Origin of the sequence: Phenylobacterium glaciei (assembly GCF_016772415.1) — a bacterium.
In the GTDB taxonomy this organism is placed as follows: Bacteria; Pseudomonadota; Alphaproteobacteria; order Caulobacterales; family Caulobacteraceae; genus Phenylobacterium; species Phenylobacterium glaciei.
Genome location: NZ_JAGSGD010000001.1, coordinates 1675628 through 1689060, shown reverse-complemented (window position 1 = coordinate 1689060; position 13433 = coordinate 1675628). Strand labels below are relative to the sequence as shown.

The window sequence follows — 13433 nt, the reverse complement described above, 5'->3', positions numbered from 1 at the left end:
CCCCCGTTGCTGTACGCGGGTTCATAGACGAAGCATCCACAGGCGCAATCGATGCTGTCTACAGGTGGGTGTTAGCAGAGCTATTCAACGGGGTTGCCCTCGCGCCAGAGTCCCGGTACTCAGACCCCCGCTGACAGATCAACGACGTAGGATCCCCATATGGGACGCCACCTCGCCGCCCTGGCCGCCCTTCCCCTTCTGGCTTTCGGAGGCGGAGCGCATGCCGCGCCGTCCGACCCCATCGGGGACCTCCTGATGAACGCCCTGACCGGCACGGTGCCCGGTTCGGCTGACTACCGTCTGCGCGCGACGCTCTATCACGCCGGCGCCAAGGGCGTGGGCGGGCTGGACTCCCTGGGCTGCAAGGTCGTCGCCATGCGCACCGCCGCCATCGACCGCAACCTGATCCCGCGCCGCACGATCCTGTTCATCAAGGAAACTGTGGGCCTGTCCATGCCCGACGGCGGCACCCACGACGGTTACTGGTATGCCTCCGACGTGGGCGGCGCGATCAAGGGCCAGCGCATCGACCTGTTCACCGGCGCCGGTGCGGGCTCCATGAAGCCCATGCGTCCACTGAACCTCTCCCAACTGACGGTCACCAAGGCCGGCCAGTTCAAGGGCTGCCCGCCGAACTGACCCGCGATGCTCTCATCCCGCTAAGCGCTGGGGGAGGATCTGAACCTCAGGTCTCGACGAAGGCCCGCTCGAGCACGTAGTCGCCCGGCGAGGCCAGAGACCCCTCAACATACCCCCGGGCTTCCAGCAGGATCTTCAGGTCGGCCAGGACCGAGGGGCCGCCGCACAGCATCAGACGGTCGACGGCCGGGTCCAGAGGCGGAACGCCCAGGTCCTCGAAGATCTTGCCCGAGGCGATCAGGTCGGTGATCCGGCCCTGGTGCTTGAAGGGCTCGCGGGTGACGGTGGGATAGTAGCGCAGCTTGGGGGCGACGATCTCGCCCAGTATCTCGTCCTGCGGCAGCTCGGTCTCGAACAGTTCGCGGTAGTTCAGGTCGGCGACATTGCGCACCGTGTGGGTGACGATCACCTCGTCGAAGCGGTCATAGACCTCTGGGTCACGGGCCAGGCTCAGCCAGGGGGCCAGGCCGGTGCCGGTGCCCAGCATGTAGAGGCGCTTGCCGGGCTTCAGCCCGTCCAGCACCAGGGTGCCGGTGGGCTTCTTGCCGATCAGCACCTGGTCGCCGACGGCGATCTTCTGCAGGCGCGAGGTCAGGGGGCCGCTCTCGACCTTGATCGAATAGAACTCCAGCTCGTCGTGCCAGGACGGCGAGGCGATGGAATAGGCGCGCAGCAGCGGCTTGCCGTCGACCTCCAGGCCCACCATCACGAACTGGCCGCTCTGGAAGCGGAAGGCCGGATCGCGGGTGGTGCGGAACGAGAACAGGCTGTCGGTCCAGTGCTGGACCCAGGTCACGGTCTCATAGAGGAAGGCGCCGGCCTTCTTGGCCGGGGCGGCGGCGGTCACATCGGTCATGATCGGTCTGCTTAAAACTCTATGGTTTGTCGCGTGACGGTCGCCGAAACCGGTATCCACTTTCGGCTGTCACACTCCCGGTCGCGGACTAGATATCGCCGCCGACATTCGTAACGGCGTCGGGCGCGCGGGCGACATGTATGCCGCATTCGGTCTTTTCGGAACCCGCCCAGCGACCGGCGCGCACATCTTCGCCCTCTTCCACGGCCTTGGTGCAAGGCCAGCAGCCGATGGAGGGGAAGCCCTGGGCCACCAGGGGGTGGGCCGGCAGGTCGTGCTCGGCCATGTAGGCGTCCAGCTCGGTCTTGCCCCAGTTGGCCAGGGGATTGAACTTCACCTGGCCGTCGGCCTGCTCCACCACCGGCAGGGACAGGCGATCGCCGCCGTGGAAGCGCTTGCGGCCGGTGATCCAGCCGTCGAAGCCCTTCAGGGCGCTGTCCAGCGGGATCACCTTGCGGATGTTGCAGCAGGCGTCGGTGTCGGTCTGCCAGAGGTTGGCCTTGGGATCGACGGTGGCCAGGTCGGTATAGAGCGGCCGCAGGTCGCGCACGTCGGTAAGGCCCAGCTTGGCGGCCAGGTTGCGCCGGTAGTCCAGCGTCTGGCCAAACAGCATGCCGGTGTCGAGGAACATGATCGGCATGTCCGGCTTGATCCTGGACACCATGTGCAGCAGCACCGCCGACTCCGCCCCGAAGGACGAGACCAGGGCCAGCTTGTCGCCGAAGGTCTCGACGGCCGATTCCAGCACCGTCACCGGATGGGCGTGGCGCAGTTCGGCATCGAGGCGCAGGGCGATCTGCGGGCGTTCCAGTTGATCAAAGGCCATGCTCAGGACTCCGCGCGCTCGGTGAAGGCCGGGGTCCGGCCGTCGGCGGCGCGTTGATAGACGTGACGATGACGATTGGCGGCGTGGGCCCATTGGGCAGGACTCGAGCCGTCAGCAGGTTCAAAGGAGTCACAGCCGCAGCGGGTCAGGAAGTTGGCCTCCTCGCGGAGCACCTCCCCCACCGCCCGGACCTCGCCCTTGAAGCCGAAGCGGGCGCGCAGCAGGTGGGCCGTGGAGAAGCCCCGGCCGTCGCGGTATTTCGGGAAGGCGACGGCCACCACCGCCACCTTGGGCAGGTCATAGGCCAGCGCCTCAACCTCCTCGTCCGGCTCGATGCGCACGCCGACGGCGCGGCCCTGGGAGATCAGGGTGTCGCCCTCGGAGGAGAACCGGGTGAGCGAGATGATCACGTCGCCCGGGGGCAGGCCCTCGTCGTCGGCGACGTGGGTGAAGGGGTCGTCGGCGGAGACGAACTGGCCGCCCTCGATCCTAATGAGCTTCGGCATAGACAGCCTCCTTGAAGGGGGCGACGCCCGTGCGGCGGAAAGTGTCGAGGAAGCGTTCGCCCTCGGCCCGCTCGCGCAGATAGACCTCGACGATGGTGTCGATGGCGTCGGTGACGCGGTCGGCGGGAAGCGCCGGGCCCAGCATCTTGCCGACCTCGGCGTCCTCGGCCCCGGAGCCGCCCAGGGTGAGTTGGTAGAACTCCTCGCCCTTCTTATCGACGCCCAGGATGCCGATGTGGCCGACATGGTGGTGGCCGCAGGCGTTGATGCAGCCGCTGATCTTGATCTTCAGCTCCCCCACCAGCTCGGCGCGGTCCTGGTCGGCGAAGCGGTGGGCGATGTCCTGGGCGATCGGGATTGCGCGGGCATTGGCGAGCGCGCAGTAGTCCAGGCCCGGGCAGGCGATGATGTCGGTGATCAGGTTGATGTTGGGCGTCGCCAGGCCCGCCGCGGCCAGGGCCGCGAACACCGCCGGCGCGTCGTCCAGCTTCACGTGTGGCAGGACCAGGTTTTGCTCGTGGGTCACCCGGATGTCGTTCTGGCCGTAGCGTTCGCCCAGGTCGGCCACCACGTCCATCTGATCGGAGGTGGCGTCGCCAGGGGTGTCGCCGATCCCCTTGAGCGAGATCTCGACGATGGTGTAGCCGGGCCGCTTGTGGGGCTTGAGGTTGTTGCGGGCGAAGCGCGCGAAGGCCGGGTCGGCGGCCTTGGCGGTCTCGAAGGCTTCCGAGCGGTTCACCAGGGTGTCGAAGGCCTTGGGCGCGAAGGCCGCGCGGATGCGGGCGATCTCGGTGTCGGGCATGTCGGCGCCGGGGCCGACCTTCTCCCACTCTTCCTCGACCTGGCGGCGGAACTCATCGGCGCCCAGGGCGGCCACCAGGATCTTGATGCGGGCCTTGTAGCTGTTGTCGCGGCGGCCGTGGCGGTTGTAGACGCGCAGAACAGCGTCCAGGTACGAGAACAGCCGGTTGGCCGGCAGGAACTCGCGGATGGTCGGGCCGACATAGGGTGTGCGCCCCATCCCGCCGCCGACGATCACCTCAAAGCCCATGGTCCCGTCACGGGCCCGGCGGACCACCAGGCCGATGTCGTGAACCCGGGCTGCCGTGCGATCCTTGGGCGAGGCGGTGACCGCGAACTTGAACTTGCGCGGCAGGTGGCTGAACTCGGGGTGCAGCATCGACCACTGGCGGATGGCCTCGGACCAGACGCGCGGGTCGTCGATCTCTTCGGCGGTGGCGCCGGCATAGGGGTCGGAGGTGACGTTGCGGATGCAGTTGCCGCTGGTCTGGATGGCGTGCAGGTCGACAGTGGCCAGCTCCTCCAGGATCGCCGGCGTCTCGCGCAGTTTGATCCAGTGGAACTGCAGGTTGGTGCGGGTGGTGAAGTGGCCGTAGCCCTTGTCGTATCGGCGGCCGATATCAGCCAGCTTGCGCAGCTGGACAGCGTTCAGCGAGCCATAGGGGATGGCGACCCGCAGCATGTAGGCGTGCAGCTGCAGGTACAGGCCGTTGCGCAGACGCAGCGCCTTGAACTGATCTTCGGTGATCTCGCCGGCCAGGCGGCGTTGCACCTGTTCCTTGAACTCGGCGGCCCGGTCGGCCAGGAATTCCTTGTCGAGGGTGTCGTACTGATACATCGGCCCTACTTACGCTTGATCAGGTTGACGCGGCCCGTGGACCGCGAGGCGCCGGTGGCGTGCATCAGGGCCTCGATGGCCGCGCCGCCCTCGGCCTGCTTGCCATGGCCCGGATGATTGGGGGGGCCGAGCGCCCGGATACGTTCGCGGTAGCTGAGCGGCGCCCAGAGGCCTTCGCTCTCGATCAGGTCGATCAGATAGACGTCGATCACCGTGTTGGGCTGGGACTTGCCCTGGCCCTCGGCGGCCTCGCCGGTGGGGTCGTCGGAAAACAGCTCGGCGTCGGCGAACCGTTCCACCCACTGCCCGGCTTTCCAGAAGACGACCTCGCCGTCGTCCAGACGATTGGCGGTCAAGGCTTTCATGATCCCACTCCCCGCTCGAGACCCCGAGCTTCGATACTTTGAACAAACTGGGCGGTCCCGGCCTGGGCCAGCGCCATGGCCTCGCCCACGATCAGCAGGGCGGGACCGGAAACTTGCGCGGCGGCCTCCGCCAGGCCGGCCAGGTCGGTGACCACGCGGCGCTCGTCGGCGCGGCTGGCCTTCTCGACGATCAGGGCCGGGGTCGACGCCGCGCGGCCCGCGTCCATCAGGCGCGTGGCGATCGCGGCGGCCGTGGAGACGCCCATATAGATCACCACGGTGTGGTTGGGCTTTGCCAGGCTCGCCCAGTCCAAGTCTGGCGTTTCGCCCGTGGCCGCATGGCCGGTGACGAAGGTGACCGCCTGGGCCGCGCCGCGATGGGTCAGGGGCGCGCCGGCGCTAGCGGCCGAAGCCAGGGCGGCGGTGACGCCGGGCACCACGTAGCAGGCGACACCGGCCTCGCGGCAGGCTTCAAGCTCCTCGCCGCCGCGGCCGAAGATGAACGGGTCGCCGCCCTTCAGCCGGATGACCGTCAGGCCCTCCAGGGCGAAGGCTGTCAGCATGCGGTTGATTTCGTCCTGGGCGTAGGAGTGCCGCGACTTGCGCTTGGCGACCGAGATCCGGCGGGCCGACACCGGCGCCAGGTCCAGGATCTCGTCGCTCACCAGGCCGTCGTGGACCACCACATCGGCGGTCGCCAGGACCTTGAAGGCCTTGAGGGTCAGCAGTTCCGGGTCGCCGGGGCCCGCGCCCACCAGCCACACGGAGCCTGCCGCACGCACGCCGTCGCCGCCCAGGACGACCAGGCGGTTGGCGGCGGGGGCCTTGGGCGCGCGATGCGACATGGGCTTTAAGGTTCTCTAACGACGAGGCTTGAGTTTTGAAGCGGCGCGGGCTCGACACCCGCCCCGCCCGATGTCCACCGATGAAAAGGGCCTATACACCGCCGGACGCTTGCAAACTGGTCTCGAAGGGCCCAATTCGCAAGCCAAGGTCTTCTGCCGGGGCTGTCAGGAAAACTCCATGGAACGCGACGCGCCGCGCCGCAGGTTGCCGCCGCTCAACGCCCTCCGCGCGTTCGAGGCCGCCGCCCGCCACCTGAACTTCTCACGCGCCGCCGACGAGCTGTCGGTGACGCCCGGCGCGGTGAGCCAGCAGATTCAGAACCTGGAAGACTATGTGGGCGCCTCGCTGTTCAAGCGCACCCCCAAGGGCCTGCTGCTGACCGACGCGGCCCAGACCGCCCTGCCCGCCCTGCGCGAGGCCTTCGACCGGCTGGCCGAGGCCGCCTCCATGCTGACCGCCGCCGTGGACGGCCGCCGCCTGACCCTGACCGCCGCCCCCTCCTTCGCCGCCAAGTGGCTCGTGCCCCGCCTCGGCAAGTTCGAGGAGCTGCATCCGCAGGTGGACGTCTGGCTGTCGGCCGGGCTGGAACTGGTGGACCTCACCGCCGGCGAGGTGGACGTGGCCATCCGCTACGGCGCCGGACGCTATCCGGGCCTGGAGGTCCGCCGGCTGATCGGCGAGACCGTGGTGCCGGTGCTGAGCCCCGAGCTCCAGGCGTCCAATCCGCTGAACTCCCCGGCAGACCTGCTGGGCCACATCCTGCTGCACGACGGCTCGCCCGAGCCGGACGATAGCTGCCCCGACTGGACCATGTGGCTGGCGGCCCGCGGCGTGAAGGGCGTCGACGGCACCCGAGGCCCCCGCTTCAACCAGTCCAGCATGGTGATCGAGGCCGCCGCCAACGGTCGCGGCGTGGCGCTGGCCAAGCGCACCCTGGCCCAGGCCGACCTGGACGCCGGCCGCCTGGTCTCGCCGCTGCAGATCTCCACGGCGGTCGACTTCGCGTATTACGTCGTCCACCCCAAGGCCAAGGGCCGGCTGCCCCAGGTGAAGGCCTTCATCAACTGGATCACCGCCGAAGCCGAGGCCCACGAACTGGCGCTGCAGGCGCTGGACAACGGGGCGGGGATTTAACTCAACGTCATCCCGGCCGGAGCGAAGCGAAGAGCCGGGACCCAGGGGCCGCCATCACCCCCCTGGGTCCCGGATCGCCTATCGGCGTCCGGGATGACGTGGATTGCTACCGGAAACTCAACCCCTCGAACTGCCCGGACGTCCGCCAGGCCTCGATGTACTTGAAGAAGGCCGTGGCGCCGGCCGGATAGCCGACATTGTACTTGGCGCCCGGGCCGGCGTCCTGACCCTCGTTGTTGTAATAGCCCGGCGTGCAGTCTGGCGCGCCCAGCATGCGGCCGGCGCCGGTCAGCAGCAGGTCGACCCAGGCCTTCTGGGCCTCGGGCGTGACCTCCACCTCCTTGGCCCCGACGTCGAGGGCGTGCTTGACCGTCAGGGCGATGGTGCGGCCCGATTCCGTCAGGTTGTGCGGCACGTTTGAGATCAGGTTAGCCCCTTGCGTCGGCTGCACAAAGAAGGCGTTGGGGAAGCCCAGGACGTGGATGCCATGCTTGGACTTCATGCCCTCGGCCCAGGCGTCCGACAGTTTCAGGCCATCGACGCCGGTCAGGTCGAAGCCCGCGCGGCGCTTGTACTCGGTGCCGACTTCGAAACCCGAGGCGTAGATGATGCAGTCGACCTCATACTCGACGCCGGCCACCACGAAGCCCTTCTCGGTGATGCGCTCCACGCCCTTGCCGTCGGTGTCCACCAGGTGGGCGGCGGGCTCGTTGAAGGCTTGCAGGTAGGCGTCGTGGAAGCACGGGCGCTTGCAGAGCTGGCGATACCAGGCCTTCAGCTTCTCGGCGGTGTCGCGGTCCTCGACGATAGCGACCGCCCGCGCGCGGATCTCCTCCATCTTCTCGAAGTCGCTATCCTCATAGGCGGCCAGCATCTTCAGCGGGGTCATGTCCTCGCGGGGCAGTTGGGAAATCTTGGCGCGAATGCGGCGCGACAGATCAGTCCAGCCGTCCATCACCAGGTCTTCCTCGGCGTTTCCGCCGGCCTGGTTGGCGGTGAAGTTCTCCAGCCAGCGCTTCTGCCAGCCCGGGGTGGCGATCTCGGCGAACCACTCGGGATCGATGGGCTTGTTGGCGCGGACGTCCACCGAGGACGGGGTGCGCTGGACGACGTAGAGTTCCTTGCAGGCCTTGGCCAGGTGCGGCACCGCCTGCACAGAGGTGGCGCCGGTGCCGATGATGGCGACGCGCTTGTCGGCCAGCTTCTCCATCTTGGCGCCCTTGGGGTCGCCGCCGGTGTAGTCGTAGTCCCACCGGCTGGTGTGGAACGAATGGCCCTTATAGGTCTCGATGCCGGGAATGCCCGGAAGTTTCGGAACATGAAGAGGCCCGGTGCCCAGGCCGATGAAGCTGGCGGTGAATTCGTCGCCGCGGTTGGTCTTGATCACCCAGACCGAGCGGCTCGCGTCCCAGCGCAGGTCCTGCACCTCGGTGTGGAACAAGGCGTTTTCATACAGGCCGTACTGCTTGCCGATCCGCTGGCACTGCTCGAGGATTTCCGGAGCGTGGGCGTACTTCTCGGTCGGCATGTGGCCGGTTTCTTCGAGCAGCGGCATGTAGATCATCGAGGCGGTGTCGCACTGGGCGCCCGGATAACGGTTCCAGTACCAGGTGCCGCCGAAGTCGCCGCCCTTCTCGATGATGCGGACATCGGTGACGCCCTGCTCCACCAGGCGGGCCCCGGTCACCAAACCTGCGAACCCGCCGCCGACGAAGGCGAAGGTGACGTGGTCGGTCTTGGGCGCCCGCTCGACGCGGGGCGTGTAGGGATCGTCGAGATAGTGGGCGAGATTGCCCTTCACCTCCAGGTACTGGGCGTTGCCGTCAGTCCGCAGCCGCTTGTCGCGCTCGGCGATGTATTTGGCGAGCAGGGCCTTCTTGTCGATCGTCGTCACAGCCTCGGTGGTCATTTCAATGGCCTCAGTCTTAAATTCAAAGAAAACAAACACCTGAGCCACCAGGGCCGGAGTCGTAACTTAGAAGATAGAGTATGGCGCCTGCCAAGGCTAGCCATGGGCGGAGATTCTCCACGCGCCGGGCGGCGATGGCTCATGTTGTGAAGGTCTGGAAAAGTACGTCCACCAAGCGAATGGTGGGTGCAGTAGGATTCGAACCTACGACCCGCTGATTAAGAGTCAGCTGCTCTACCAACTGAGCTATGCACCCGTACCGTTCGAAGCCCGCGAGGGCCTAGCGGCAAGGGCGCGGAACATACTTGAAGCCTCGCTGAAAGCAAGGCGGGTAAGGGGACGAATTTTTTGGCCAGGCGGGACCTCACCGGCGCGGTGGATTTTGCGTACCTCGAAGGCTTCGCCGCGGGCGATCAGGGCGTCGTGGACGAGGTCCTGGCCCTGTTCCGCGAGCAGGCCAATCTGTGGTCGACAATGCTGGATGCGACCAGCGAGGGCTGGCTCGACGCCGTCCACACCATCAAGGGCGCGGCGCGGGGCGTCGGGGCCTTCCAGCTGGGGGACGCCTGCGAGATCGCCGAGCAACAGGGGGCCGGACGGCTGGAGAGCGTTCGGGTCGCCCTCCAGGCCGCCTTAACCGACGTGGCGGCCTACGCCCACGAGCGGGCGTTGCAGTCCCTCAAGACCCCGAAGGGTTAGCGCTTCATCGCGCCTTCGAGATACTTGCGGATGCCCGGCCCATAGGGCGGACGCATGGTCAGCAGCGGGCCGATGTCCTTCTTGATCTGGGTGTAGATCGACTTGCGGTGGCTGAACTCGCGGAAGCCGTCCTGGCCGTGATAGCTGCCCATGCCCGAGGGCCCCACCCCGCCGAAGGGCAACTCTTCCTGGGCGACATGGAAAATCACGTCGTTGATGGTCACTCCGCCGGCCGTGGTTCCGTTCAGCACCTTCTCCTTCTCCGCGTCATCGTCGCCGAAATAGTAGAGGCCGAGCGGGCGGTCGTGAGCGTTCACATAGGCGATGGCCTCGTCGACGCCGGAATAGGTCTTCACCGGCAGCAGGGGGCCGAAGATCTCCTCCTGCATCACCTTCATGTCGTCGGTGGGGTCGATGATCAGGGTGGGCGCGATCTTGCGGTGTTCCTGCTGGCTCAGATCCTCGCCCTCGGGCTTCAGCTCGATGATCCGCGCGCCCTTGGCCCGGGCGTCGTCCACATAGCCCTTGATGCGGTCATAGTGCCGATCGGCGACGATGGCGGTGTAGTCGGGGTTGTCGCGGATCGTCGGGAACATCTTGGCCACCGCCCCCTGGGCGTGGCCGATGAAGGCCTCCAGCTGGTCCTTCGGGGCCATGACGTAGTCGGGCGCCAGACAGATCTGCCCGGCGTTCAGGGTCTTGCCGTTCATGACGCGGGCCGCGGCCGTGCCCATGTCGGCGGACTTGCCGATGATCACCGGGCTCTTGCCGCCCAACTCCAGGGTCAGCGGCACGAGGTTGGCCGAGGCCGCCTTCATGACGTGCCGGGCGATGGAGGTCGCGCCGGTGAAGATCAGATGGTCGAAGGCCAGTTCGGAGAAGGCCTGGCCCACCTCCGGCCCGCCCGTGATCACCGCCACCTCCTCGTCGGAGAAGACGCTGGCGAACATGGTGGCCAGCAGGTCAGAGGTCGCCGGGGTGAATTCCGAGGGCTTGATCAGGGCGCGGTTGCCGGCGGCCAGCACGCCGGCCAAGGGCGCGAAGGTCAGGTTCACCGGGAAGTTCCAGGGGCTGATGATGCCGATCACCCCCTTGGGCTGGAAGCGCACCTCAGCCTTGGCGCCGAACAGGCCCAGGATCGCGGGTGTGGTCTTGCGCTTCTCCGGCTTCATCCACTTGGTCAGGCTGTCGCGGGCGTGCTTCAGCGGGCCGATGGAGCCGGCGATATCGGTGAAGGCGGTGGCCTCCCGCGAGCGGGAGCCGAAGTCGGCGTTCACCGCGTCCTCGATGGCCTTGCGGTTGTCTACCAGCAGGCCGATGCAGCGATCGATCCGCGCGATCCGCTGTTGGGCGGTGGGCGCGCCGTCGCGCAGGTGGGCGGCCTTCTGCTTGGCCAACAGGGCGTTCATCGAGGCGGCGTCGTGGGCCATGGTCGTCTGTCCTCCGGTCGTCGGCGGGCTCTTGGGACGGCCGCCGTAACCGGAGCTTAGCAGGCTTTGCGCCTGCCGTTGGGTCAGGCCGGGACGGTGGATTTCAGGCTCGGCCGCTCCGAGATTTCGGTGAAGCAGGCGGTCAGCTTCGGGTGAGTTGTGCGCCAGCCGTTGTTGGGAAAGCGCAGGTCCAGATAGCCCAGGGCGCAGGCCACGCAGATGTCCCCCAGGCCCGGATTGGCGGCGTCGCGGACCGACCCCTCGAACAGGTCCAGGGCCCGCTCGATCTTGCCCGACTGCCCCTCCACCCATTCCGGCCAGCGCAGGGCCTTGGGGCGCAGGAACAGTTCGTAGCGGCTGAGCAGGGCCGCATCCAGGATGCCGTCGGCGGCGGCCTGCTCCACCAGGGCGGCCCAGCGGGCGTCGCCGGAGCGGGGCGCCAGCGCCCTGTCGGTGAGGCTGTCGAGATAGTCGACGATCACCGCGCTGTCATAGATCGCCCGGCCGTCGTCCAGCACCAGGGTCGGGATCTTGGCCAACGGGTTGGCGGCGGCCAGGACGGGATCGGCGGCCGCGGCGGCCGGATTGGCGCCGACCACGATCTCCTCCAGCGCGATCCCAAGCTCCTGAGCGCAGATCCGCACCTTGCGGGCATAGGGCGACGGGGGCGAGAAGAGCAGCTTCATGGCGGAGTTCCTTTGACCGGCGCGCGGGCGCCAACGCAGCAGCGCCACCGTGTCGGGTCAGCCAGCAGATCGAGAAGGGCCGTCCGTATCGCCTCGACGGGCGCGTCCCACATATTGGGCGGCGGGACCGTGCGCGCCAGGAAATTCATGCAGGCATTGGCCTCGAACAGCAGCATCCGCCCCTCGTCGTCGAGGTGGCAGTCGATGCCGAAGACGTCGAGCCCCAGGCGGCGGCTGATCTCGGCGACCGCGGGGGCGATCTTCGGCAGGAGATCGGCCTCGAAGGACCCCAGCCGGGCCGCCTCATCGGCCTCCGTGCCGGCGGCCTGGGTGTCGGCGTTCAGCAGCCAGCCGTCGCCGATGATGACGTGGCGCAGGATGACGCGGTCGCCGATCACCGCCAGCCGGTGCTTCCGATACATCCCGTCTGGATCGATGAAGGGATGGAACTCGGTGACATAGACCGCCGCGTCGCACATCCAGCCGGCGACCAGGGTCTCCAGGACTTCCCGGGTCTCGAACCTCAGGAGGCGCTCGCCGCCGTGGGCGCCGAGCGGGCGGACGAGCAAGGGATAGGTGATGCGCCGCTCGGCGATGACCCGGGCGAGATCGGCAGGGCCGGACGCGATCAGCCTCTCGGTCCGCGGAACCACGACGCCCGGCACATCGGCCAGGGCCCGCGCAACGTGGTCGCGCCCCGATCTCAGCACCGCGGCGGGACTGTTGAGGCAAGGCCGGCCCATGGCCTGGACGATGCGCTCCGCCTTGCCGAGGGCGATGCTGTAGATGTCCGGGTCGGCGAGATAGTTGACCATGGGTCCCGCCTTCACCTTCAGATCCATCGGTCCCGCCGGCGGGCCGAGCCAGATCTCCTGGGCCCCGGCGAACGCCGCCCTCAGATAGTCCAGGTAGCTGGCGGTCCCGAAGAAGGTGTAGGTCGGACGGCGGAGCAGGCCCTGGTTCTCGGCCCGGACCCGTCCATCATCGGGGATGCCCATAAGGATGAGATAGCTGGCAAGATCGGCGCGGGCTGACAACGTACTGAGACTCTTCAACAACTCGGCACAGCGATGCCCGTCGCCGCCTCGGAAGTCCAGAGGCGGCCAAGGACTAGCCCAGGACGTGCAATGCGCGGGCGGCGACATAGGCCGCGGTGGCGATGACGAAGAGCGCGAAGACCTGGCGCGCAAGGATCGCCCGATCGGCCAGGATCCTGGCGACGGGACCGCCGGCCAGGGCGCCGAGCCCACCCCCGGCCACCAGGGCCAGGAAGACCTCCCAGTCGATCTGGCCCGACGCGGCGTAGCTGGCGCTGGTGGCGGCGCCGAACAGCACCACCGAGACCAGGGATGAGGCCGCCGCATGGGCCATGGTCATGCCTGTCGCGGCCATAAGCCCAGGGACGATCAGGAAGCCGCCGCCGATCCCGAAGAAGCCCGCCGCCAACCCCACCAGCAGGCCCAAGGGCGCCAACTTCGCGGTCAGGGCTGGAGTCAGGGTGACGAAGGGGTCCCCGGTCCCCTTGCGCGGGATCAGCATGGAACCGCCCACGGCCGCCATGGCCACCGCGAACCAGAGGATCAGATCGCCGCCCGCCACCTGCTTGGCCAGATGCGCGCCGATCAGCGTGCCAAGCAGGCCGGAGACGGCGAACACGCTGGCGCAGCGCCACTTCACCCGACCGGCGCGCGCCTGTGCGCCCAGCCCCACCAGGGCGTTGACCGCCACGGCGGCGGCGGAGGTGCCGATGGCGACGTGGGGATCTCGCACGCCCACCACATAGATCAGCAGCGGCGTGGCCAGTACCGAACCGCCGCCCCCGAACACCGAGAGCAGCAGGCCGATCACCGCGCCGCCCAGAACGGCGAGGACCAGGCTGAGGATCGGCAGGTCCATCA

The 13433-nt window shown here is 67.9% G+C and carries 14 protein-coding genes and 1 tRNA gene; 3 read left to right on the top strand and 12 right to left on the bottom strand.

The annotated features are described in order from the left end of the window. Window positions 1–159 precede the first annotated feature (159 nt). A complete protein-coding gene (locus JKL49_RS08150; RefSeq protein WP_215339712.1) occupies window positions 160–639 on the top strand; it encodes a 3D domain-containing protein in 480 nt (159 codons plus the stop codon). Between the two features lie 46 nt (window positions 640–685). On the opposite strand, the gene JKL49_RS08145 is transcribed toward JKL49_RS08150, so the two are convergent. The 6 genes from JKL49_RS08145 to cobA form a co-directional block, all read right to left on the bottom strand. Beyond that, window positions 686–1495, bottom strand: coding sequence for a ferredoxin--NADP reductase (locus JKL49_RS08145; protein ID WP_215339711.1), 810 nt, complete (start codon window positions 1493–1495; stop codon window positions 686–688). Between the two features lie 88 nt (window positions 1496–1583). Continuing rightward, window positions 1584–2321, bottom strand: coding sequence for a phosphoadenylyl-sulfate reductase (locus tag JKL49_RS08140; protein WP_215339710.1), 738 nt, complete (start codon window positions 2319–2321; stop codon window positions 1584–1586). Window positions 2322–2323: 2 nt separating this feature from the next. Beyond that, complete coding sequence (locus tag JKL49_RS08135) at window positions 2324–2827, bottom strand: DUF934 domain-containing protein (RefSeq protein ID WP_215339709.1); 504 nt, start codon at window positions 2825–2827, stop codon at window positions 2324–2326. Beyond that, window positions 2811–4466, bottom strand: coding sequence for a nitrite/sulfite reductase (locus tag JKL49_RS08130; protein WP_215339708.1), 1656 nt, complete (start codon window positions 4464–4466; stop codon window positions 2811–2813). Before JKL49_RS08130 ends, JKL49_RS08135 begins: the two co-directional genes overlap by 17 nt. Before the next feature lie 5 nt (window positions 4467–4471). Continuing rightward, window positions 4472–4831 (bottom strand): DUF2849 domain-containing protein, encoded by a 360-nt coding sequence (locus JKL49_RS08125; protein ID WP_215339707.1) that lies wholly within the window; start codon window positions 4829–4831, stop codon window positions 4472–4474. After that, window positions 4828–5676 carry a uroporphyrinogen-III C-methyltransferase gene (cobA, locus tag JKL49_RS08120; RefSeq protein ID WP_215339706.1) on the bottom strand — a complete coding sequence of 283 codons (849 nt, stop codon included), beginning with the start codon at window positions 5674–5676 and terminating at the stop codon, window positions 4828–4830. Before cobA ends, JKL49_RS08125 begins: the two co-directional genes overlap by 4 nt. Window positions 5677–5854: 178 nt before the next feature. On the opposite strand from cobA, the gene gcvA reads away from it, so the two are divergent. Further along, window positions 5855–6811, top strand: coding sequence for a transcriptional regulator GcvA (gene gcvA / locus JKL49_RS08115; RefSeq protein WP_215339705.1), 957 nt, complete (start codon window positions 5855–5857; stop codon window positions 6809–6811). A gap of 106 nt (window positions 6812–6917) precedes the next feature. On the opposite strand, the gene JKL49_RS08110 is transcribed toward gcvA, so the two are convergent. Beyond that, the gene (locus JKL49_RS08110; protein ID WP_215339704.1) at window positions 6918–8720 is read right to left on the bottom strand and encodes a flavin-containing monooxygenase; all 1803 of its coding nucleotides are present in this window, start codon (window positions 8718–8720) and stop codon (window positions 6918–6920) included. Between the two features lie 180 nt (window positions 8721–8900). Then, window positions 8901–8976 (bottom strand) — tRNA-Lys (locus tag JKL49_RS08105). A gap of 92 nt (window positions 8977–9068) precedes the next feature. Between JKL49_RS08105 and JKL49_RS08100 the strand changes: the two genes are divergently transcribed. Continuing rightward, window positions 9069–9419 carry an Hpt domain-containing protein gene (locus tag JKL49_RS08100; protein WP_215339703.1) on the top strand — a complete coding sequence of 117 codons (351 nt, stop codon included), beginning with the start codon at window positions 9069–9071 and terminating at the stop codon, window positions 9417–9419. Here the strand turns inward: JKL49_RS08100 and JKL49_RS08095 are convergent. From JKL49_RS08095 to JKL49_RS08080, 4 genes are all read right to left on the bottom strand, one after another. Continuing rightward, on the bottom strand, window positions 9416–10849 hold the full coding sequence (locus JKL49_RS08095; protein ID WP_215339702.1) for a coniferyl aldehyde dehydrogenase: 1434 nt from the start codon (window positions 10847–10849) through the stop codon (window positions 9416–9418). The genes JKL49_RS08100 and JKL49_RS08095 overlap by 4 nt on opposite strands. A gap of 83 nt (window positions 10850–10932) precedes the next feature. Continuing rightward, window positions 10933–11535 (bottom strand): glutathione S-transferase family protein, encoded by a 603-nt coding sequence (locus JKL49_RS08090; protein ID WP_215339701.1) that lies wholly within the window; start codon window positions 11533–11535, stop codon window positions 10933–10935. After that, window positions 11532–12572 (bottom strand): ATP-grasp domain-containing protein, encoded by a 1041-nt coding sequence (locus JKL49_RS08085; RefSeq protein ID WP_215339700.1) that lies wholly within the window; start codon window positions 12570–12572, stop codon window positions 11532–11534. Before JKL49_RS08085 ends, JKL49_RS08090 begins: the two co-directional genes overlap by 4 nt. A gap of 73 nt (window positions 12573–12645) precedes the next feature. Further along, complete coding sequence (locus JKL49_RS08080; protein WP_215339699.1) at window positions 12646–13431, bottom strand: sulfite exporter TauE/SafE family protein; 786 nt, start codon at window positions 13429–13431, stop codon at window positions 12646–12648. Window positions 13432–13433: the final 2 nt, after the last annotated feature.

Excerpts from the sequence above, each read along its gene's own strand:
- JKL49_RS08150 (WP_215339712.1), top strand. The coding sequence starts at position 160 with ATGGGACGCCACCTCGCCGCCCTGGCCGCCCTTCCCCTTCTGGCTTTC.
- JKL49_RS08145 (WP_215339711.1), bottom strand. The coding sequence starts at position 1,495 with ATGACCGATGTGACCGCCGCCGCCCCGGCCAAGAAGGCCGGCGCCTTC.
- JKL49_RS08140 (WP_215339710.1), bottom strand. The coding sequence starts at position 2,321 with ATGGCCTTTGATCAACTGGAACGCCCGCAGATCGCCCTGCGCCTCGAT.
- JKL49_RS08135 (WP_215339709.1), bottom strand. The coding sequence starts at position 2,827 with ATGCCGAAGCTCATTAGGATCGAGGGCGGCCAGTTCGTCTCCGCCGAC.
- JKL49_RS08130 (WP_215339708.1), bottom strand. The coding sequence starts at position 4,466 with ATGTATCAGTACGACACCCTCGACAAGGAATTCCTGGCCGACCGGGCC.
- JKL49_RS08125 (WP_215339707.1), bottom strand. The coding sequence starts at position 4,831 with ATGAAAGCCTTGACCGCCAATCGTCTGGACGACGGCGAGGTCGTCTTC.
- cobA (WP_215339706.1), bottom strand. The coding sequence starts at position 5,676 with ATGTCGCATCGCGCGCCCAAGGCCCCCGCCGCCAACCGCCTGGTCGTC.
- gcvA (WP_215339705.1), top strand. The coding sequence starts at position 5,855 with ATGGAACGCGACGCGCCGCGCCGCAGGTTGCCGCCGCTCAACGCCCTC.
- JKL49_RS08110 (WP_215339704.1), bottom strand. The coding sequence starts at position 8,720 with ATGACCACCGAGGCTGTGACGACGATCGACAAGAAGGCCCTGCTCGCC.
- JKL49_RS08095 (WP_215339702.1), bottom strand. The coding sequence starts at position 10,849 with ATGGCCCACGACGCCGCCTCGATGAACGCCCTGTTGGCCAAGCAGAAG.
- JKL49_RS08090 (WP_215339701.1), bottom strand. The coding sequence starts at position 11,535 with ATGAAGCTGCTCTTCTCGCCCCCGTCGCCCTATGCCCGCAAGGTGCGG.
- JKL49_RS08080 (WP_215339699.1), bottom strand. The coding sequence starts at position 13,431 with ATGGACCTGCCGATCCTCAGCCTGGTCCTCGCCGTTCTGGGCGGCGCG.